General features: G+C 45.9%; 19 protein-coding genes and 1 pseudogene. 5 read left to right on the top strand and 15 right to left on the bottom strand.

Going from position 1 to position 20,299, the window contains the following annotated elements:
• Positions 1 to 69 precede the first annotated feature (69 nt).
• From K6T23_RS11010 to K6T23_RS11000, 3 genes are all read right to left on the bottom strand, one after another.
• Positions 70 to 1,272: a glycosyltransferase family 4 protein gene (locus tag K6T23_RS11010; protein WP_238284330.1), complete on the bottom strand. Its 1,203-nt coding sequence runs from the start codon at positions 1,270 to 1,272 to the stop codon at positions 70 to 72.
• Positions 1,273 to 1,303: 31 nt separating this feature from the next.
• A complete protein-coding gene (locus K6T23_RS11005) occupies positions 1,304 to 2,044 on the bottom strand; it encodes a glycosyltransferase (protein WP_079516039.1) in 741 nt (246 codons plus the stop codon).
• A gap of 139 nt (positions 2,045 to 2,183) precedes the next feature.
• A complete protein-coding gene (locus tag K6T23_RS11000; RefSeq protein ID WP_056536796.1) occupies positions 2,184 to 2,372 on the bottom strand; it encodes a hypothetical protein in 189 nt (62 codons plus the stop codon).
• A gap of 136 nt (positions 2,373 to 2,508) precedes the next feature.
• Between K6T23_RS11000 and K6T23_RS10995 the strand changes: the two genes are divergently transcribed.
• Entirely contained in the window at positions 2,509 to 3,009 is a 501-nt protein-coding gene (locus K6T23_RS10995) for a DinB family protein (RefSeq protein WP_079516038.1), read from the top strand.
• A gap of 33 nt (positions 3,010 to 3,042) precedes the next feature.
• Here K6T23_RS10995 and K6T23_RS10990 read toward each other — a convergent pair whose 3' ends face one another.
• The 9 genes from K6T23_RS10990 to K6T23_RS10950 all read right to left on the bottom strand — a co-directional run bounded on the left by K6T23_RS10990 (position 3,043) and on the right by K6T23_RS10950 (position 11,598).
• On the bottom strand, positions 3,043 to 6,096 hold the full coding sequence (locus K6T23_RS10990; protein ID WP_238284329.1) for a DEAD/DEAH box helicase: 3,054 nt from the start codon (positions 6,094 to 6,096) through the stop codon (positions 3,043 to 3,045).
• A 102-nt stretch (positions 6,097 to 6,198) separates the two neighbouring features.
• Complete coding sequence (locus K6T23_RS10985; RefSeq protein ID WP_273546621.1) at positions 6,199 to 6,483, bottom strand: CotD family spore coat protein; 285 nt, start codon at positions 6,481 to 6,483, stop codon at positions 6,199 to 6,201.
• A gap of 500 nt (positions 6,484 to 6,983) precedes the next feature.
• Complete coding sequence (locus K6T23_RS10980; RefSeq protein WP_079516036.1) at positions 6,984 to 7,367, bottom strand: nuclear transport factor 2 family protein; 384 nt, start codon at positions 7,365 to 7,367, stop codon at positions 6,984 to 6,986.
• A gap of 70 nt (positions 7,368 to 7,437) precedes the next feature.
• On the bottom strand, positions 7,438 to 7,737 hold the full coding sequence (locus K6T23_RS10975; protein ID WP_048003552.1) for a putative quinol monooxygenase: 300 nt from the start codon (positions 7,735 to 7,737) through the stop codon (positions 7,438 to 7,440).
• Positions 7,738 to 7,774: 37 nt separating this feature from the next.
• On the bottom strand, positions 7,775 to 8,413 hold the full coding sequence (locus K6T23_RS10970) for a nitroreductase family protein (RefSeq protein ID WP_235563647.1): 639 nt from the start codon (positions 8,411 to 8,413) through the stop codon (positions 7,775 to 7,777).
• 15 nt (positions 8,414 to 8,428) lie between these two features.
• Complete coding sequence (locus K6T23_RS10965) at positions 8,429 to 8,863, bottom strand: MarR family winged helix-turn-helix transcriptional regulator (RefSeq protein WP_152915544.1); 435 nt, start codon at positions 8,861 to 8,863, stop codon at positions 8,429 to 8,431.
• A gap of 368 nt (positions 8,864 to 9,231) precedes the next feature.
• Positions 9,232 to 10,296: a dual-specificity RNA methyltransferase RlmN gene (rlmN, locus tag K6T23_RS10960; RefSeq protein WP_056536815.1), complete on the bottom strand. Its 1,065-nt coding sequence runs from the start codon at positions 10,294 to 10,296 to the stop codon at positions 9,232 to 9,234.
• A 97-nt stretch (positions 10,297 to 10,393) separates the two neighbouring features.
• On the bottom strand, positions 10,394 to 11,032 hold the full coding sequence (locus K6T23_RS10955) for a FusB/FusC family EF-G-binding protein (protein ID WP_056536818.1): 639 nt from the start codon (positions 11,030 to 11,032) through the stop codon (positions 10,394 to 10,396).
• A gap of 299 nt (positions 11,033 to 11,331) precedes the next feature.
• Complete coding sequence (locus tag K6T23_RS10950) at positions 11,332 to 11,598, bottom strand: CD3324 family protein (protein ID WP_142245919.1); 267 nt, start codon at positions 11,596 to 11,598, stop codon at positions 11,332 to 11,334.
• Positions 11,599 to 12,145: 547 nt separating this feature from the next.
• Here K6T23_RS10950 and K6T23_RS10945 point away from each other — a divergent pair.
• Positions 12,146 to 13,339 carry a S8 family peptidase gene (locus tag K6T23_RS10945; RefSeq protein ID WP_056536821.1) on the top strand — a complete coding sequence of 398 codons (1,194 nt, stop codon included), beginning with the start codon at positions 12,146 to 12,148 and terminating at the stop codon, positions 13,337 to 13,339.
• Positions 13,340 to 13,389: 50 nt separating this feature from the next.
• Here K6T23_RS10945 and K6T23_RS10940 read toward each other — a convergent pair whose 3' ends face one another.
• The 3 genes and pseudogenes from K6T23_RS10940 to K6T23_RS22425 all read right to left on the bottom strand — a co-directional run bounded on the left by K6T23_RS10940 (position 13,390) and on the right by K6T23_RS22425 (position 18,090).
• Positions 13,390 to 14,835: an esterase/lipase family protein gene (locus K6T23_RS10940; protein WP_238284328.1), complete on the bottom strand. Its 1,446-nt coding sequence runs from the start codon at positions 14,833 to 14,835 to the stop codon at positions 13,390 to 13,392.
• 178 nt (positions 14,836 to 15,013) lie between these two features.
• Positions 15,014 to 17,857: pseudogene (locus K6T23_RS22385) on the bottom strand (collagen-like domain-containing protein); the annotation flags it as partial.
• A complete protein-coding gene (locus tag K6T23_RS22425; protein WP_337946939.1) occupies positions 17,833 to 18,090 on the bottom strand; it encodes a hypothetical protein in 258 nt (85 codons plus the stop codon). The pseudogene K6T23_RS22385 and the gene K6T23_RS22425, both read right to left, overlap by 25 nt.
• 102 nt (positions 18,091 to 18,192) lie before the next feature.
• Here K6T23_RS22425 and K6T23_RS22420 point away from each other — a divergent pair, with 102 nt between their 5' ends.
• From K6T23_RS22420 to chrA, 3 genes are all read left to right on the top strand, one after another.
• Positions 18,193 to 18,528 (top strand): hypothetical protein, encoded by a 336-nt coding sequence (locus tag K6T23_RS22420; RefSeq protein ID WP_222929150.1) that lies wholly within the window; start codon positions 18,193 to 18,195, stop codon positions 18,526 to 18,528.
• Positions 18,529 to 18,785: 257 nt separating this feature from the next.
• Complete coding sequence (locus K6T23_RS10930; RefSeq protein ID WP_056536830.1) at positions 18,786 to 19,094, top strand: PadR family transcriptional regulator; 309 nt, start codon at positions 18,786 to 18,788, stop codon at positions 19,092 to 19,094.
• A 16-nt stretch (positions 19,095 to 19,110) separates the two neighbouring features.
• Positions 19,111 to 20,289 (top strand): chromate efflux transporter, encoded by a 1,179-nt coding sequence (chrA, locus tag K6T23_RS10925; RefSeq protein WP_238284327.1) that lies wholly within the window; start codon positions 19,111 to 19,113, stop codon positions 20,287 to 20,289.
• The last annotated feature ends 10 nt before the right edge of the window (positions 20,290 to 20,299 follow it).

The raw sequence follows: 20,299 nt of genomic DNA, 5'->3' as shown, positions 1-20,299 counted from the left end.
ATTCACTTAACACTACAAAAGCACATACGGAAATACGGCACACGATTTCTCCAAAATAGCTCTTAGCGATCATGTCAAAGCTCTCTTATAAAGCGCCAATGTCTGAGAGACCATGGCATCCAATGTCCAACGCTCATTGGCCCATGCAATCGCGGCCTGCCCCATCCGGCAGCGTCGGTCATCATCATTCAGCAAGGCCTCTATTGCATTCTGTAGGGACTTTGCATCACCCGTCGGAACAATCAGTCCGTTCAATCCATCCTGAATCATCTCCGGAAGCCCGGCAGCATCACTGACGATCGCCGGCAATCCGGCAAACTGACCCTCCACAACCGAAAGGGGCTGTGTATCCTGAAGACTCGGCTGGATGAGAAGATCGCCTTGAGCAAGGATGTCTTCCATGTTCTGCTGATGTCCTAGGAATGACACGCGGTCATTCAATCGAAGCCGTTTTGCCAACGCCTTTGCCGCCGGTAGGTAATCCCCGTCCCCGACAATCAGGCATTCCCAGTCCTGACGGCCCAATTCGACCTGAGATAAGGCTTCAAGTAAAAATGTGATTCCCTTTAGATAAATAACCCTTCCAGAGAAAATGAGCACCTTTGACCGATCTTTCTTAGAAACCGGGGTGCCGGTTTGCTTGTTATGGATTCCCAATGGGTATGAGATGACCTTTATTGGATTCACACGGAAATCCGTCTCAATTTGGGACTTCATCCATTTTGATTGGGTATGGATATACTTGCTCTCCTTATATGCTTCTTTTTCAAGTCGTTTATAATAGTTGAAATCCCTTCCTGTCAGGATGGAATGATCAGATAGGTGGGGATAAACGGATTTTAATACAAGGAAGATTTCTTTGGTGAGACTGCCATGGGCACTTGTGACTAACGGAATATGAGCAGGCTTGATCGATCCGATGATTTGAGCAGCGGTAACATCTTGTGCATGAATGACATCATATGATTCCAATCCATACTCCCTTAATGTCATTTCAAAATTGAGGCGATAGATCTCTGCTTTCTGAATAATAGGATGCTGTTGGTGAAATGGTAGTTCTCTGTTTATTCTTGTCATGATCTTCGGGCGCATGGACTCGAGCATCATCCCATGATCAAGATGGTGCATGCGATACCCACTCAAGTCGGGCCGTTGGGAAAACAAATCAACCTGATGACCTAGTGAAAGTAGCTTTTGTTGAAGGTTCGAAACAACCGTCCAAATCCCCCCCGCATAAGGGAGAGGATAATAGGAAACCAATAGGATTTTCATTCGGATTCACCTTTCATGTCCGGGTTTGCCTTCATTCGAACACCACTCGCTTTAACCTGTTGCCTTGGAAGTTGAGGAAATTTTCAAGCCTAGGGATATAATGATGTTTGATCATAAAGATCTCTTTCTTGATTCCTTCCTGGTTTTTACTGGTACCTTGATTGGGGTGGGCGCGATAGTTCAACAGGACTTGGTCAAGATAGTAAAATGGAATGCCTTTCAGTAAGATGCGGTACCACATTTCATAATCCTGAGTATAGTTGAACTCCGTAGAAAAATAGCCTACGCGATCGAAGACTTCCCTGTGAAGGATAACGGTGCACCCGTTAATCGGGTTGGATGTCAAAAATGAGCGATATACTCCTTCTGCATGCTGGAATTGTTCTCCGCATTTAGGGATAAGGAGATTATTATCAGGCCCAATGTAGTCATAGTTGGTAAAGCTTGCCTTTGCATGGTGCTTCTTCATGAAGTGGATTTGCTGTTCTACCTTGTGCGGCAGGAAAACATCATCCGAACTCAACCAGGCGATATACTCCCCATTTGAATGGTGGATACCTGTGTTAATGGCAGATGCTGTCCCCCCATTTGCTTTCCTTACATAGTTAATCGAAGACAGATAAGGATGAATCCGTTCTACTTCTCGATCAGATCCATCGTCCACAAGAATAACCTCGATGTTCGGGTATGACTGTTGCAGGGCGCTCTCAATGGCTTGATCGACGAACGCACAGTTATAAAAAGGGATGATGATTGAAACCAAGGGCTGCATAAATTAATCCTCCTCATTCCGGACAAGTTTTTACATCCTATTCATCCAACGCATCATCTGATTAGACCTTTGCCCATAAGAAAAAAAACTGACCACTGTTGAATGGAAATCATTCAAAGTGGCCAGCAAAGGTACATATTCAGTTCGGCTTAAAATAGAAGTTTACCCTATCATAATGAGCGTGATAATAGACAATCACGTAATCATTCTTTAAAGGTTCATTTATTTTCCTGCCGTGGGGAAGGTATGGATATTCTTCGATGATAACATCTTCCCCGGAAAAGTGTTCAGCAATCCATTGTTCAATGTCGTTCTTGATCGTATCCATCCCTCCACCCCTTCAGCGTAATCTACATTCATATCATACATTACCCTCAAGAAACGCTCTGAAACCCATTTACTGTACGGATAAGGGTTGAAGGTCTACAATGAAGGTAGGCTACAAACCTATTGGAGGTCTAATAATGAAAGAATCCATTACGTTAATTACAGATATCCGTAAAGAACTTCTCGACGAAATACAAAATCTTACGGATGAAGAGCTTAACCGAACCATCCACCCAAATCGGTGGACGATCATGCAAGTTGTCGATCACCTCTATCTAATGGAAAAGGCTATTACAGCCTCATTGATTCAAACACTTGAACAGGGTGATGAACAAAGTGTCGACGATAAACCGGTGCATCTTACCGTCGACCGCTCGAAAAAAGTTCAAGCCCCCTCATATGTAGAACCTTCTGATGAAATGAAAACGCTCGAGGAGATGAAGGACAGACTTGAAAGCTCGCGCCTGGACCTTCTTCATTTCCTTGAATCAATCTCTTCAGAGGATGACTTGAAATCAAAGGCAAACCCTCACCCAGTATTCGGAATGGTACGATTGGATCAATGGGTGCCCTTTATCGGGTACCATGAAAAACGGCATATCGATCAGATTCGTGAATTAAAAGCAGATCTGATCTGATTGTAAAAGAGCGCCTGGCAGCCAGGCGCTCTTTTACTCTTCTACTAAGATCTTTAAATCCTCCAGACTCCAGCGGTAATCCTGATCGATCACCTCATGATATAACGCCTTCTTCTTCAACTGTAGTTCATTCATCTTTGCTTCGATTGTCCCTTTAGATAGTAGTCTGATGACTTGGACTTCTTTCGTTTGCCCCATCCGATGGGCACGGTCCATTGCTTGATTCTCTACTGCCGGATTCCACCATGTATCATATAAGATGACGGTATCGGCTCCTTGCAGATTCAAACCTGTGCCTCCCGCTTTCAGGGAAATCAAGAAGAAATCTCGTTCACCCTCATTAAAGCGCCTTGAGAGCTCAACCCTCTCTAGAGGATCGGTTTCACCGCTGAGGTAGAAATACGGCGTGCGTTGTTTCAGCAGCTCGCCCCCGATGATTCTCAGCATACTTGTGAATTGGGAAAAAATCAGGACCCTCCTTCCCTCCGCTTTGGCATCCTTAACGAGAGAAAGGAGATGAAGGAGTTTGGCAGATCCTCCCCGATAGCCCTCTACAAACAGACCCGGATGACAGCAAAGCTGGCGTAGCCTTGTAAGGCCCGAAAGGATCTTGATTCGATTCTTGTCCAATGTATGGCGGTCAAGATGCTTTAATTCATCGTGCTTCAGCTTTGCTAAGTAAGACGCATACAATGCCTTTTGTTCAGGTAATAGGTCAATCATTTCAACCGACTCATGTTTTTCTGGCAGCTGTGATAATACGTCCTTCTTCATTCGCCTCAAAATGAACGGGCGCACCTTCCTTGATGCTTCTTTAGGTTGCAGATGGCTAAAATTAGTAATCCCTCCCAAAACACCTGGTGAGATCACATGGAAAATCGACCATAGTTCTTCTAAAGTATTTTCAATCGGGGTGCCCGTCATGGCAAAGCTCCGCTGAGATCGGAGTTTCTTCACCGCCCTGCTGGTCTGAGTGAATGGATTTTTGAATGCTTGAGCTTCATCGAAAAATACTGTGTGAAATTCCATTTTTTCATACTGCCTATGGTCCATTCTTATGAGGGGGTAAGAAGTAATCCATACATCTGCCTCTGTATTCAACATGAGTTTTTTTCGATTTGTTGGTGTCCCTCCGATTACCTGCACCCTCAAAACGGGGGCGAATTTCTCAACTTCCCTTTTCCAGTTATGAACCAAAGAAGACGGGCACACCACTAGGATCGGACTTTTCGTTTCATTGGATCCTGTTTTTTCAGAGAGGATATAGGCGATTGCCTGCAAGGTTTTTCCAAGTCCCATATCATCAGCGAGCAAGCCACCAAATCGGAATGAAGCCAAATATTTTAACCAAGCAAAACCCGTTTCCTGATAGGGCATCAAAATCCCTTTCAATTCTTCGGGAACAGGATAATGCAATGTTTCAGGATGATGGATCCCTTGAATGAATGCAGCATATGATTCCTCCCGATGATAGAGGTCACTATCTTCTACGAGGTCAAGAAGTTCAGATGTTGGCGGGACGGCTATGCCTATTCCATTCAAGAGATCTTGACGATCGGCTTGGACGGTATGAAGAAACTTCTCCATGTCACGTATTTCTTTCGATTTCAAGGATAGGAGTGACCCGTTGTTCATCGGATAATAGGTGCGCTTCTCCTCTAATGCCTCCAGGATCCCTTCAATTTCTTTATGTGGGATCCCGTTCATATCAAATGAGAAATGAAGCCAGTTCCCCCGTTCCTTATTCACCTTCACTCGAAGCCTCGGTAATGCCTTGCGCTTATATAGTCGATTGCGGACTGCGGTGGTCGCAAAGATGTTCACATACCCTTTTAGGTCGTTCACCCCGTATGTCAAAAAATCAAATTCCAATTCTTCATTCTGAAGGTATAAACCTTCCTCTGTTCGCGTGAATGGGGTCTCATCGATTTTCTCGAGAATGCGCTGTTCCCGGACCCGATCTCTCAGGAATTTTCCATCCTCTTGATCAGGAGCAAGAGGATTAATGGAGAGGTGCCCATATTGAAATTCCAATCCAGCCAACAACCTATTCCCTACTCGATCAAGGTATAGCTTCGCTTCCAATGGGGTGCGAGAGAGCAAGGCCATCATCGTTTCAGAGAACGTGACTTCCCCCAGATCTTTCAAGCCTACTGCGACCTTATCAACGAACAGATTGATCTGAGTCTGAGGAATCCTGATCACATCAGAAGATGACGTAAGCAGTTTCTTCATCTCAATCAGTTTCCGTCCATTTTGTGCAGACAATGCCCTGAAGGTCCCGTGATCGATGGCCACTCCATAAGAAGGAATGATCTCCAAATCCCGTACACCCCTGATATGAAGGGTAAAGCCTAGATCTGATTGATCAAAATGAAAACCAATGTCCGGCAACTCATGGTTGATAATAAATTCTACACACTCTCCCTTTGGATATTCGAAGAAAACCTTAACTGCCTCTAAAAGAGGAAGAATGTCCCTCCATATAGGAACCGTAACCACAAGTGATCCCGCTTTTTGATTGCCTTCTCTCCCACGCTCTAAACAATTTAACAGTTTCATGTCTTCATGCTTTAAGCAATGGGAGGAAGGGAGATAATCGAAATCGTCTGAGATCCTGAAACACTTTCCCTCCTTAACTGCTTGAGTGAAGCCGTGGATGTCATGAACGGGCCTACCTTCGATTCCAAGAGATAGATATAAGATTTCTTCATACTTTATGTACCAAGACAACTGCAGAGTTTCCCTGGTTTCAAAATGCGACTTGACGGTGGGGACACTTGTATCCTCATTGAAGAGTGCGATCAGTTCTTCAGCTGCCGCCTCATCTTTCATGGTCAGCCACACCGCGGCAATGTGTTGGCATTCTTTTTTAAACGATGCCAGTTTGGGGCATGAACAAGATGCAGAGTCATTGCTCAGGTCGATCATCACAGAAAAGTCCTCATCGCCCTTCACCGTTGCGCTCACATGCCCATCCCCCATAGAGAGGATGGAGACGCGATTGCGTCTAACATACTCTTGCCCTTTTTTATATGATTGATCCCCACAACGATCTTTGATCTTGCGGTCTGTTATTCTGTACATATCCCGATTCCTTTCAACATTCTACTCCTCATAATACCAACTATCCGTTTGGAACGAAACCAAACAATAAAAAATGGTGCCCTTTTAGGACACCATCAAATTTCACCAGAAGAATCCTGGTCTAGGCCTTCCACATGGACGTGGTGGGCATGGACGAGGCGGGCATGGCGGTGGGCAGTGATGCATCGGCATCATTTGTTGCGGCTCTGCGCATACATGTTCTTCCGAAGCGGAATTGACCACCGATTGTGTGTGTGGATAAGAGTGTATATATTTATAATGTGTGTGATTCACCTGCGTCGTGTGGCTCGGGTGAACCATAGGGATTTGAACTTCCTGGTTTACATTTTCAGTGTATTGTTTTGTTGGGCTGGTCTGGGCAGGCATCATCTGTGTTGGTTTTGTTTGGGCTGGAGAAACCTGCGGATAGCCGCAGTTCATTGGTTGCTGTCCGCTTTGGGCACCTTGAACTCCTTTATTTCCTTTATACATAATCTGTATCCTCCTCTCTTTCTCTGGGTCTAAGATAGTATAAGCAGGACAAGCGTCCATTGTCTGTATGAATACCCATTTCCTAAAGATTTTCATAAAAAAAGCAGCGCTTCTCACTGCTTGATGATGAATACCCTTTTGCTTTCCACTCATGGACATGCTAATCCCTACCCCCGAAGAAAGACTGGATGCTCTCCAACGCCAAGGTGACTACGTATATGTCAGCTTTAGGATTTTTTTATTGCTACCGTAGTGGTCAACAGCTCATCCTATTCGATACACGGCAATAGACGTATGGAGATGGTTCAAACTTATAAAATATAGTAAAGGACAAAAAATTCCCTGCCCATTAAAAAAACACCTTCTTATTGTAGAAGGTGTCAATCCATGCCGCATTACTTCTTATAATCCGAGAACATGTCTGTGTTGTCAGGCACATTGGCAAGATACGTGATTTTCCCTGAAGTGTCTAGCTTGGCAAAATCTTTCCCTGTCTGGGTGTAGACTTCACCCGATTTACGTTTTCCACAAACCGCCCATGGTGTTACATACAGATCTTCTTTCTCATCGTATACCCAGCCTTCAAACATATGCTTGAGGTCGACATTTTCTTGGAACACCATCTTTACGAATTGATTCCATTGATCGATGCCATGTTTTTCATGCCCATTCAATACAAACATCATGTCTTCTGTAAATAGTCCGCTCAATTCCTCAAACGCTTTTTCACTTGTTCTGGATTGATCGAATAGATCAAAGTATTTTTGTAAATTTTCCATTTTGTACATCCTCCATTTTCCCAATAAGAAAAGCAGTCCCAAGTGGAACTGCTTCTTATTGATTCATCAATTAAGAAAGTTTCAATTCTTGTCCTTCGAACATGCGCACTGCAAGAGGGCCGGCAAGGAAAGCTTGTGCTTTCGCACCAAATGCCTTGAAGTGCTCACTATTGTTATGGCTTTGGACTGCGTCCATGTCTTTCCACATTTCGATCATAGTGAAATGATTTGGGTTTTCAACATCGCGTTTAAGTGAGTAGTCCACGTTTCCTTCTTCTTGTTTAGAAGCAGCGATGAGTGTGCGGATCTCAGCTAGGAATTCTTCTTCTTTTGCAGGGTTCACTTGTAGTTCAGCGTGTGTAATAATCATGGTTCATTCTCCTCTTATGGTTAGTGTTGGTTTTGTATTATTTCCATTCAGTGATTTCATCGATTGGAAGGCGGACTGATTGGTACCCGGCGTCTGCAGCTTTACCGATTGAAATCAACATAACTGGATAGTAGCGTTCTTTATCCATTCCATAGGCTTCGGCAATTTGATCTTTTTCATACCCACCGATTGGGTTGGTGTCATATCCGTGGTGACGTGCTGCAAGCATAAGTTGCATGGATACAAGACCGGCATCGATCAGGTTCATTTCACGCATTTCCTGAACAGGAACCTGACTTAACATTCCTTTAATCCCAGGAATCTGCCTGTCTCTTACTTCTGCAGGCATAAGGCCTTTTTCTACTGCATCGTTGTAGATGCGATCCGTGTAGTCAAGGCTGTTCATATCCACGAAAACAGCAATGACTGCTGAAGATGTATTAACCTGAGTTTGGTTGAATTTTGCAAGAGGTGCAAGAGTGGCTTTTCCTTCTTCACTATCAATGACAAGGAAGCGCCAAGGTTGAAGGTTCACAGAAGACGGAGCAAGTGTTGCTTCTGTTAAAATCTCCTTCATTTCTTCTTTGCTGATTTTCACACTCGGATCATAGTTCCTGATGGAACGGCGACCGGTAATGAGGTCTTGGAAGTCGTTATTGCGAACTGAATTCATGATGAAATTCCCCTTTTCTTAATAGTTGATTTTATTGACGTTGTCCTGAATCCTAGAAAGACTGTCGGAAAGATTCTTCATCTCGGCCTCTGAAAAACCGTCCAGGACCCTGCTGATAAATTGTTCTTTCTCCCGCTTAAAGGAATCGATTTTTTCTCTTCCTTCTTTCGTCAGACGGACAAATGTAAAACGATTGTCTGCAGGATTCTTCCTGCGTGAGACCATGCCTTGAGCTTCAAGCTGTTTCAAATGTCTTGTAACGGCCGCGCCATCTATACAAACCTCTTTTTGTAGCTGGGTCTGACTGATTTCGTCAACATCAAATAATTTATGGAGAAGTTCGAGACGTGACTGACTGATACCGGTACAGCGTTCGAACTTGGGACTCATTAATTTATAGATGTCATTCAGCTGATAGATGATCTTACCTTCTTCTGAACAGTGATTCGGCAAAGCATCCCCCTCCTTTAACAATTGATCACTCAATAGTTGATACATCAATTAATATACTATAAAGCGACCTGACTGTCAAGGGTGCAGCCTATATTACATGACCCGTCAACCATAGTGTGTAATCTCTTTAAAACAATGTTTTAAAAGGTTACAAGCATGATCATACTACGATATATTTGACGCGTCAACTAATAAGTTTCATCCAAATACTCAATCGTTGATGCATCAATTGTATTCTCATTTGGTGTGAGGCTTCTCCCTCATCTTCTGGAGTAATGTCACAGAAAAAAAACCGGACGATCTCGATATGAATCAACATATCAACTGATCGACCGGTCATGTATTGTATTTTCACGGCAGTCCTTCGATTACGCCATGGCTTTCTTAATTTGTTTACTGCGCAATTGACCGCATGCGGCATCAATATCTGAACCTTGTTCCACACGCACTCCGCAATTGATCCCATTATCCAGGAGAGTTCCGTAGAACTTCACGATGGCATCCTTCGTGCTCCTTTGATATTGATTGTGCTCATCAACCGGATTATATGGAATCAGATTGACGTATGACAGGTGTCGCTTGTCCTTCAGAAGCTTGGCAAGTTGCTTCGCTTCTTCGACATGATCATTCACGTCACTCAAGAGGATGTACTCAAACGTAATCCTTCTGTTTGTCTTCTCAAGGTAATAATCAATCGCCGGCATCAGTTTCTCTAGTGGATAGGCACGGTTGATCTTCATGATCCTGGTCCGTAGTTCGTTGTTTGGAGCATGAAGGGATACAGCCAGGTTGATCTGGATGTTTTCATCGGCAAACTTATAAATCTTATCAGCTAAACCACTTGTTGAAACGGTAATGTGACGTGCACCGATGGATAGGCCCTTCTGGTCATTCACGACCCGGAAGAAGTCCATCATATTGTCATAGTTATCAAACGGCTCGCCGATTCCCATAACCACAATATGACTGACCCTCTCATCCTTGCCGGCAGCATCAAGGTGATGCTGTACATTCATGATCTGCTCCACGATTTCACCACTGGATAGATCGCGGTTTTTCTTCAGCAAGCCGCTTGCGCAGAACGTACAACCGATGTTGCACCCTACCTGAGTGGTCACACATACGCTCAGACCATAATTAAAGCGCATAAGCACGGTCTCAATCAGGTTCCCATCCTGAAGCTTGAATAGAAATTTGATTGTTCCGTCCTTGGACTCCTGCTTGATTTCCTGTTGAAGGGTTTGAATGTGGAAATGGTTGTCCAACAGTTCGATGCAGGTACTATTCAGGTTTTTCATTTGAGAGAATTCCGTTACTCTCTTCTTATATAACCAGTCCCACACTTGGGCGGCACGGAATTTCTTCTGGCCGTGCTCGACTAGCCAATCTGTGAGCTGATCTATCGTTAATCCGTATATGGATGTTTTCTCCATTTTTATACCCTCATTTCAAAACATTACGATTTTCTACTTATCTATACTACTGAAAGTATCGCAATGTTTCAAGGGATTTATACACAGTCCCTGAGGATTACGACTTCATCCGCTCTTGAAAATCGTTTAGTCTTTCAAGACCTTTTATTCGAGTATTGCAAACCGTGCTATCCTGACAGACATAGTTCCCTCTGTTCACATAGGTTCCTTGTTGGGATTTTTTTGATTCTGACATGAACATTCCAATCTCACTGAATGAATGACAGATGGCACAGATCCCTTTTTTATTAGAAGGAGTAAATCTGCCTTTTAAACCTGTCAGCTTCCCCTCCCGTTCAATCACCAAATATTTGCGTTCCTGACCGTAATCATTCCACCCGAGATACGAAAGGTTCGTTTCGTTCAACTCCAAAAGATCCGGTATCTTCAGCTTCTTCACTTTTGGAAACAACTTCTTCAGTTTTGCCTCGGTCAGTGGTGGAAACGGGATCACATAGGGTTCAAGTCCTGAAAGAAAGTCCTCTGCCTGCTCAGGGTCCTTTACTGCCTCGATTGCTTCAAGCATTCCCTCCTGAGAAACGGTCAGATCCGTAAACAGCCCTGTCACTTTGTCTTTCACAAGTCCCCTTAGGGCGTGCAGAACATTCAGGTCATTCACAGTGGAATAACCATTCAGTAAGATTTGTGTTTGATTTGATATTTCATTATATTGATCATTTCGTATGAATCGTTCCATTACGACCTCTCCTTACGTCTTTTCACCTCTACTATATCCCATTCGTCCACATGTTCATAGGTAGAGAACAATGTTAGAAAGAACGTCACATATATGAAAAAAACGATTTCGGACTACATGAAAGGTGAGTCAAGTTGTCATGAATGATCTTCTGCTTTATGCACGAGGACCCAAGCACCATTTTCGCTCGTAGCCTAAGCCAGTAAAGGTTGTCTCATTTTAAAAAACAGCCTGCTCAGACCCCTTTAGGTCAAAGCAAGCTGTTTCTTATGAAAGCTTGATTATCCCGATGTATCGCCTCAGCGCTTACCGTAGACGATTTTCTTTATAGTCTCGATGGATAAAAAGTACCTATCTGAAATGGAAGCAATCGACTCTCCTCCAGTAAAGGCTTCAAGGATCGACGTGTTTCTCCGTTTAAGCGCTTCCCTTCCTCCTGACTTTGAGCCCCAGGCATTATACTCTTCTTTTCGCTTTGGGATATAAATGGTTTGGCCTTGAACATAGTTTTGTAATTCTCTCATTAAGTAATCAGGAATTTGATTTACTGCTTTCAATCGTGTCAGCTCCTTATCATTATTGGATCAATAAGGGACAAAGCCGACATATGAATGGCGATTCATCTATAACTACCGCCCCATGCAAAGGATCGCCGAATCATACAGGCTTTGCATGAGATGCTGCAGATTTCGGAAAACGGATTTCCATATGATCACCTCCTAGTATCAGTATACTGATACTAGCAGAAAGATTTCCATAAGTTTCTTATAATTACCATAATATTATTATAGAAACCTACTATATTTGATTTTCAATTTGAGAAAATAAGTGACCATTCACCTATCCTTAAAGTTGCTCAACCCCATACAATCATGAAACTTTTCATGCCAAACGTTCATTATGCGAAATCTATCAAAAACTGAGAGTGAATTCATTTTTTGATAGAAAATTAAAACTATTCAATATTTTGTCACAACCTGCTAGAATCCTAGGTAATAAGGGTCCCCTACATATCTATCATTCATCACAATGACCTTTGTTCATCTTGAATTCTGAAGGGAGGATCGACCTGCTAATTTGTCGTAAAAAAATAGAAAATGGAGGAATGCTTTTATGAAGTTCAAAAAAATAGCCGCTCTATCCTTAGCAACTTCCCTTGCTTTATTCCCTGCCTTCGGAGGTAGTTCACTGGCCAAGGAAGCACCGAAACCGTTCCAACCTATCAACAAAACAGTGGATAAAGGCGCTTTCGAATCCGGTGAAGTCATCGTCAAATTCAAAGATGGTGTATCCAAAAAGGCACAAGGTTCTGCTCTGAACAAAGCGGAGGCAAATGAACAGAAAGCATCAGCAAAAGATCCATTTCAGGTATTGGAAGTAGCGGACGTCGATCAAGCTGTTAAAGCACTGGAAAACAATCCGAATGTAGAATATGCTGAACCAAACTATACCTTCCAAGCGACTTGGTCACCGAATGACCCTTACTATTCTGCTTACCAGTATGGACCACAAAACACCTCAACCCCTGCTGCCTGGGATGTAACCCGTGGAAGCAGCACTCAAACGGTGGCGGTCCTTGATTCCGGAGTGGATTATAACCACCCTGATCTTGCAAGAAAAGTAATAAAAGGGTACGACTTTATCGACAGGGACAATAACCCAATGGATCTTAACGGACATGGTACCCATGTTGCCGGTACTGTTGCTGCTGATACGAACAATGGAATTGGCGTAGCCGGTATGGCACCAGATACGAAGATCCTTGCCGTACGGGTCCTTGATGCCAATGGAAGTGGCTCACTTGACAGCATTGCCTCAGGTATCCGCTATGCTGCTGATCAAGGGGCAAAGGTACTCAACCTCTCCCTTGGTTGCGAATGCAACTCCACAACTCTTAAGAGTGCCGTCGACTATGCATGGAACAAAGGAGCTGTAGTCGTTGCCGCTGCAGGGAATGACAATGTATCCCGTACATTCCAACCAGCTTCTTACCCTAATGCTATTGCAGTAGGTGCCATTGACTCCAATGATCGAAAAGCATCATTCTCCAATTACGGAACGTGGGTGGATGTCACTGCTCCAGGTGTGAACATAGCATCAACCGTTCCGAATAATGGCTACTCCTACATGTCTGGTACGTCCATGGCATCCCCTCACGTGGCCGGTTTGGCTGCTTTGTTGGCAAGTCAAGGTAAGAATAACGTACAAATCCGCCAGGCCATTGAGCAAACCGCCGATAAGATCTCTGGCACTGGAACAAACTTCAAGTATGGTAAAATCAACTCAAACAAAGCTGTAAGATACTAATAGATAAAACAAGAGCCCACCGTGAATGGTGGGCTCTTTCATTATGTTCACTACTGTTTTACGATCTGGCCGTTTTGGTTCAGGTAAACACTCTGGATGATGGTTCTATTAAACGGTTTCCCTTTATAATCAGACTTAATATCCGTTGTCAGGTTGTAGGTTCCTTCTCCTCCATTGAACACTGCACCACTCCCCTTGACAGACTGGGACAAAGGTTTCCCCTTAGGGTAGAACTCAAACCTTGTGTGCTCGGTGAATCCACTGACGATACTTGATTGCACGCTGACTCCCTTCTCAGTCGTCGTTACCACCAAGTCATCATTCAATGGACTTGTGAAACCAACATTCAGTAAATACGCCCCAGGTTCTTTTGACAAAGATGACACCTTCCACTCGCCTTCAATAGGGTTTTCAACCGTGCCCACATGATGAAACGCACCGTTGAAATAACTTTCCTGATCCTTTCCAGATGGTTTCAGTGCCGTTACCTTGTTATCTGGGCTTGTAAGGTAGACATCTTCCATCGAGTTCGAAGCCAACCAGTCAATCGTAATGCGTTTTGCCCCAACCTCTACCCAGAAAGTTTCATCCGCATGCTCTTTATACTCACCTCCGCGGATGAAGGATGAAGTATTGGTCTTGAGAGCAGATTCCTTTCTGGACATCGCATCATGAGTGGAGGATGACGATAATAATGACTGAAAAATAGAGAATGTCGAAGATCCCTCTTTGACTGTTTTATGATCCCACTTCCCTATGGCAACCTCCTGAGCATTCGGTAATCTTGAACTTGCTGTGGTCACAGCCCCATCGTTGCTTCCATATCCAGATAAGTACAGGCCTCCCCAGTATAGTGATCCCCCGAATCCTCCCCAGGAGGTTCCACCCATCGTATAAAAAGGTACCTTCCCACTACTTCCATCAGTTTGTGACCTGAACTGACTCATATATCCAGTCTGTAAAGATGCGGTCGCCTCATTCTTGCTTCCTATGATGGCTGCCAGCCAGCCGGCCCAATTGCTATAAGCCAAATCAGCCAGCTGTGACCCATGATGCGGACTCGATAGCGTGATCACTTTGGAGACATAGCGATCAGCACCAAAATGTACTAGAGCTGATTGAGTATCGATTCCTCCTTTACTATGAGCCACCACCACCACTTTTACCCCGAAATAATCATAGATCTCTTTTAGTTTCGAAGCTAACAATGCACCATTGGCCCACATATCTTTTTGTGGATATAAATCGATGAATGCGGTCTTATAACCGCTGCGATAAGCAACATCATACATATCATTCTCATTCCACCAAGTATTCGAGGAGCTATTCAATCCATGCACAAACAAAATCGGCTGCTTTGGTACAGCTGGATTCGTTCCGACATACCACTCACCGGGATTGCCCGAAGGATCATCTTTACCAAAGTCACCCGCCAACGTCCAAGAAGGAAACAGGAACATGAGAAGTAAACAGGAATAACCAATCTTTCTTTTCAACTTCCTCACCCCTTATTCTGACTATTGTGTCTACTTACTATTATCGTCTATTTTTTGCCAATATGTTGAGCGAATATAGAAAAGAGAAGAAAGAACTAGCCATTCTTGATCATTTCATCCCATGGACCTAATAAAGCCCCTACCTACAGGCAGGGGCTTTATTCGTATCCTTTCTACGTTATGCGATTCGATATACCGACCATACAATTCCTTGGCCAGCCCCAAGATTAAGGTTGACTGTTAGACCGTCGGATACATAAAACAATCCAATTGTATCGTTGGCATTCAGCTGAACATCTCCAGCAAGCGTAACAGTCCCATTTCCCAATATGGTCCTTAGGGTCAATACCAAAGCAATGTTTACGTTGAGCACCGGGAACAAACCTGATACGAGTGTCGTACTATCTGTAATCCTTCTTACCACGAATGATGGATTAATCCCCCCACCCAGAGTTACCGAAATGGCAGCTGTCGTCGTATAATTGATGGTCGCCTTTATTGAGTATCTTCCAGTTGCAGGTACTGTATAGGTCCCTGTTGTGGCGTTAAAGTTCGCGTTGCTATAATATGGTGCCGCTACCGAGAAGTTAGCAATCTGTTGGGACGCAGCTGTTGTAATGCCATCCGCTCTGCCTGAAAAACCTTCTGCCGCGAAAGCTGGACCCTGTGCGCCCTGCACACCTTGTGGCCCTTGAGTACCTTGAGGACCTTGTGCTCCGGTAGTGCCTTGCGGTCCCTGAGCTCCTGTTGCACCTTGGGTTCCTTGTGGACCTTGTGCTCCCGTTAAACCTTGAGTTCCTTGAGGTCCTTGAGCCCCGGTTGCACCTTGGGTTCCTTGTGGACCTTGTGCTCCCGTTAAACCTTGTGCTCCTGTTAAACCTTGAGTTCCTTGTGGACCTTGAGCTCCCGTTACACCCTGGTCCCCTTGAGGACCTTGAGCTCCCGTAACTCCTTGGTCTCCTTGTGGTCCCTGAGCTCCGGTTAAACCTTGAGTTCCTTGTGGACCTTGAGCTCCCGTTACACCCTGGTCCCCTTGAGGACCTTGAGCTCCCGTATCTCCTTGGTCTCCTTGTGGTCCCTGAGCTCCGGTTAAACCTTGAGTTCCTTGTGGACCTTGAGCTCCGGTTGCGCCTTGATCTCCTTGTGGTCCTTGAGCTCCCGTTACGCCTTGGTCTCCTTGTGGGCCTTGTGCCCCCGTAACACCTTGATCCCCTTGTGGTCCCTGTCCTCCGGTTGCACCTTGATCCCCTTGAGGACCTTGAGCTCCCGTTACCCCTTGCGTTCCTTGTGGGCCTTGAGCTCCGGTTGCGCCTTGATCTCCTTGTGGGCCTTGTGCCCCGGTTGCACCTTGATCCCCTTGAGGACCTTGAGCTCCCGTTACCCCTTGCGTTCCTTGTGGACCTTGAGCTCCGGTTGCGCCTTGGCCTCCCTGTGGACCTTGAGCTCCGGTTACGCCTTGGTCTCCTTGTGGACCTTGAGCTCCGGTTGCGCCTTGGTCTCCTTGTGGGCCTTGAACTCCGGTTGCGCCTTGGTCTCCTTGTGGACCTTGAACTCCGGTTGCGCCTTGGTCTCCTTGTGGACCTTGAACTCCCGTAACACCTTGGTCCCCTTGTGGACCTTGAACTCCCGTAACACCTTGGTCCCCTTGTGGACCTTGAACTCCCGTAACACCTTGGTCCCCTTGAGGTCCTTGAGCCCCCGTTACGCCCTGATCTCCTTGAGGTCCTTGAGCCCCGGTTGCACCTTGGTCTCCTTGTGGGCCTTGAACTCCGATTGCGCCTTGATCTCCTTGCGGTCCCTGAGCTCCTGTTGCGCCTTGATCTCCTTGCGGTCCCTGAGCTCCTGTTGCGCCTTGATCTCCTTGCGGTCCCTGAGCTCCCGTAACACCCTGGTCTCCTTGTGGTCCCTGAGCTCCCGTAACTCCTTGCGTTCCTTGTGGACCTTGAGCTCCTGTTGAGCCTTGATCTCCTTGCGGTCCCTGAGCTCCCGTAACTCCTTGCGTTCCTTGTGGACCTTGAGCTCCGGTTACGCCCTGGTCTCCTTGTGGACCTTGAACTCCGGTTGCGCCTTGGTCTCCTTGTGGACCCTGAACTCCCGTAACACCTTGGTCCCCTTGAGGTCCTTGAGCCCCGGTTGCGCCTTGATCTCCTTGCGGTCCTTGAGTTCCAGTTAACCCCTGCGTCCCTTGTGGTCCTTGAGCTCCGGTTACGCCTTGATCTCCTTGTGGTCCTTGTGCCCCCGTAACACCTTGATCCCCTTGTGGTCCCTGTCCTCCGGTTGCACCTTGATCCCCTTGTGGACCTTGAGCTCCCGTTAAACCTTGAGTTCCTTGTGGACCTTGAGCTCCCGTAACTCCTTGGTCTCCTTGTGGTCCTTGAGCTCCGGTTACACCTTGGTCTCCTTGTGGTCCCTGAGCTCCCGTAACTCCTTGCGTTCCTTGTGGTCCTTGAGCTCCGGTTACACCTTGGTCTCCTTGTGGTCCCTGAGCTCCCGTAACTCCTTGCGTTCCTTGTGGACCTTGAGCTCCAGTTGCGCCTTGATCTCCTTGCGGTCCCTGAGCTCCCGCAACACCTTGCGTTCCTTGTGGACCTTGAGCTCCGGTTACGCCTTGGTCTCCTTGTGGGCCTTGAACTCCGGTTGCGCCTTGGTCTCCTTGTGGGCCTTGAACTCCGGTTGCGCCTTGGTCTCCTTGTGGTCCCTGAGCTCCAGTTACACCTTGGTCCCCTTGAGGACCTTGAGCTCCCGTAACTCCTTGGTCTCCTTGTGGACCTTGAGCTCCCGTAACACCCTGGTCTCCTTGTGGTCCTTGAGCTCCTGTTAAACCTTGAGTTCCTTGTGGACCTTGTGCTCCTGTAGCGCCTTGGTCTCCTTGTGGACCTTGAGCTCCGGTTACGCCTTGGTCTCCTTGTGGGCCTTGAACTCCGGTTGCGCCTTGGTCTCCTTGTGGACCTTGAGCTCCCGTAACACCCTGATCTCCTTGTGGTCCTTGAGCTCCCGTTAAACCTTGCGTTCCTTGAGGACCTTGTGCTCCTGTAGCGCCTTGGTCTCCTTGTGGTCCTTGACCTCCGGTTGCGCCTTGGTCTCCTTGTGGGCCTTGACCTCCGGTTGCGCCTTGGTCTCCTTGTGGACCTTGAGCTCCCGTAACACCCTGATCTCCTTGTGGTCCTTGAGCTCCCGTAACTCCTTGGTCTCCTTGTGGACCTTGAGCTCCCGTAACACCCTGGTCTCCTTGTGGTCCTTGAGCTCCAGTAACACCTTGATCTCCTTGCGGTCCTTGGGATCCGGTTACTCCTTGAGCTCCAGTGACACCTTGATCCCCTTGTGGACCCTGTGTTCCAGTAACACCCTGGTCTCCTTGTGGTCCTTGTGCCCCCGAAACACCTTGATCCCCTTGTGGTCCCTGAGCTCCCGTTGCACCTTGGTCTCCTTGCGGTCCTTGAGCCCCTGCTGCGCCCTGATCCCCTTGCGAACCTTGAGCTCCTGTTAAACCCTGTTCTCCTTGGGGGCCTTGAGCTCCTGTTTCTCCCCGACTACCTTGTAGTCCCTGTGGCCCTTGTGCACCTTGTGGCCCCTGGGGTCCTGAAGGACATGGAGATGAACCTTTTGGAAAAATGGAAGGGCAGCCAGCTGGAACATGATACGGATCCAAATTTATCGATTTTACATAATCAAAACTTTCATTCACATCCATAGGACCGTTGTTTTTAAAATCACCATTAATTTTCATAAACAATACCCCACTAAACAGTTTCATTATCATATTCAATTCAAAAAAAATAGCTTGGATATCTGCCACAGGAGAATATTTTTTTGTCCGTCTTCTGAATTATGGATTGTTAAGATTGTGTAAAATTCCACAACCGAATAGAAAGGATCGATAATTCCTGATATTATTATTACGAAAACCGATATCGAATTTCGATTTCACCGACAATAAGGAGGTGTACAGTTTGGAAGATCGAGTACTCAGGAAGCTCTTTCTAGGATTCATTCATATACACATTCTTCACCATGCCAAAGAAGAGCCCCTATATGTAACGTGGATGCTTCATGAACTTCAGGAGCATGGCTATCAAATGAGCTCGGGAACGTTATACCCTATCTTCCATTCCATGGAAAAAGATGGGCTGTTGGAGCGTGAAGACAAAAAGGTGGAAGGTAAAATCAGAAAGTATTACAGCATCACCCTTAAAGGAATCATCGTGCTGGATGAAGCCAGAAATAAAGCTTTTGAACTCTTTAAAGAAATAAAGGATTAACGAGGTGATAAGGAAAATGAAATCTAAAATCGTGACTTGGCTTGAACTATTACTGATCTCTACCAGACTTGGTTTGACTTCATTTGGCGGTCCGATCGCCCATCTGGGTTATTTCCATGAAGAGTATGTGAGAAAAAAGAAATGGATCGATGAAAAAACGTATTCGGAACTAGTTGCCCTTTGTCAGTTCCTCCCCGGCCCCGCCAGCAGCCAGGTTGGGATCGGAATCGGAATTCTTAAAGGTGGGAAATTCGGGGGGATCATCTCCTTCATAGGATTCACACTTCCCTCTGTAATCGTTTTAACGCTATTTGCTATCTTCCTTGGAAACACGGGCGTAAGTGATGCGGGGTGGCTAAAAGGTCTTAAGATCGTTGCTGTGGCAGTTGTTGCTCATGCCATAATCGGAATGTCCTCTAAACTTACCCCTGACTTAACCAGGAAAGGGATTGCCCTTTTGGCTATTCTTTTCACTTTATTATGGGGATCAGCCTTTTCTCAGGTTACCGTCATCATCCTTGCCGGAGTATGTGGCTTCCTACTTTATAGGAAACACGACGAGCATACTAAACAGCACACACACTCACAGTTCCCCATCAGTAAAACATTCGGGACCGTATGCCTTGTTCTCTTCTTCGTATTATTGGCTGGGCTTCCACTATTAAAAGAAGCCACCTCAACCATGGCGGTGACGGTATTCGATAGCTTCTACCGTGCAGGAGCATTGGTATTCGGTGGGGGGCATGTTGTCCTTCCACTACTGGAAAGAGAATTGGTTCCATCCGGTCTCATATCCGGTCAGGAATTTTTGGCGGGGTATGGTGCTGCACAGGCAGTCCCAGGTCCTCTCTTTACATTTGCTGCGTTCCTTGGAGGAGCGATTGGCGGATGGGAATATGCTTTATTGGCGACAATCGCCATTTTCCTACCTGCTTTCCTTCTCATCTTCGGAGCCCTTCCCTTCTGGAATGCCCTAAGGAGAAGTCCCGGGATGAACGGAGTTTTAATGGGAGTAAATGCTGGTGTAGTCGGGATATTGATCTCTGCATTCTATGATCCCATTTGGACGAGTTCCATAACGTCTCCCTTTCATTTCGGCATGGCTGCCATTCTCTTCAGCATGCTTATGTTTTGGAAGCTTCCTCCATGGTTCATCGTTGTGACCGGAATTGTTGCCGGTTCACTATTTTTATAGAAAAAAGAGC

The organism is Rossellomorea marisflavi, assembly GCF_022170785.1.
In the GTDB taxonomy this organism is placed as follows: Bacteria; Bacillota; Bacilli; order Bacillales; family Bacillaceae_B; genus Rossellomorea; species Rossellomorea marisflavi_B.
This window is presented reverse-complemented; position numbering and strand designations above follow the sequence as displayed.

Bases quoted from the DNA above. Each gene is read 5' to 3' on its own strand.
- K6T23_RS10945 (WP_056536821.1), top strand. From the start codon at position 12,146: ATGAAGTTCAAAAAAATAGCCGCTCTATCCTTAGCAACTTCCCTTGCT.
- K6T23_RS10985 (WP_273546621.1), bottom strand. From the start codon at position 6,483: ATGCCTGCCCAGACCAGCCCAACAAAACAATACACTGAAAATGTAAAC.
- K6T23_RS10995 (WP_079516038.1), top strand. From the start codon at position 2,509: ATGAAAGAATCCATTACGTTAATTACAGATATCCGTAAAGAACTTCTC.
- K6T23_RS10975 (WP_048003552.1), bottom strand. From the start codon at position 7,737: ATGATTATTACACACGCTGAACTACAAGTGAACCCTGCAAAAGAAGAA.
- K6T23_RS10980 (WP_079516036.1), bottom strand. From the start codon at position 7,367: ATGGAAAATTTACAAAAATACTTTGATCTATTCGATCAATCCAGAACA.
- K6T23_RS11010 (WP_238284330.1), bottom strand. From the start codon at position 1,272: ATGAAAATCCTATTGGTTTCCTATTATCCTCTCCCTTATGCGGGGGGG.
- K6T23_RS10955 (WP_056536818.1), bottom strand. From the start codon at position 11,032: ATGGAACGATTCATACGAAATGATCAATATAATGAAATATCAAATCAA.
- rlmN (WP_056536815.1), bottom strand. From the start codon at position 10,296: ATGGAGAAAACATCCATATACGGATTAACGATAGATCAGCTCACAGAT.
- K6T23_RS11000 (WP_056536796.1), bottom strand. From the start codon at position 2,372: ATGGATACGATCAAGAACGACATTGAACAATGGATTGCTGAACACTTT.
- K6T23_RS10990 (WP_238284329.1), bottom strand. From the start codon at position 6,096: ATGTACAGAATAACAGACCGCAAGATCAAAGATCGTTGTGGGGATCAA.
- K6T23_RS11005 (WP_079516039.1), bottom strand. From the start codon at position 2,044: ATGCAGCCCTTGGTTTCAATCATCATCCCTTTTTATAACTGTGCGTTC.
- chrA (WP_238284327.1), top strand. From the start codon at position 19,111: ATGAAATCTAAAATCGTGACTTGGCTTGAACTATTACTGATCTCTACC.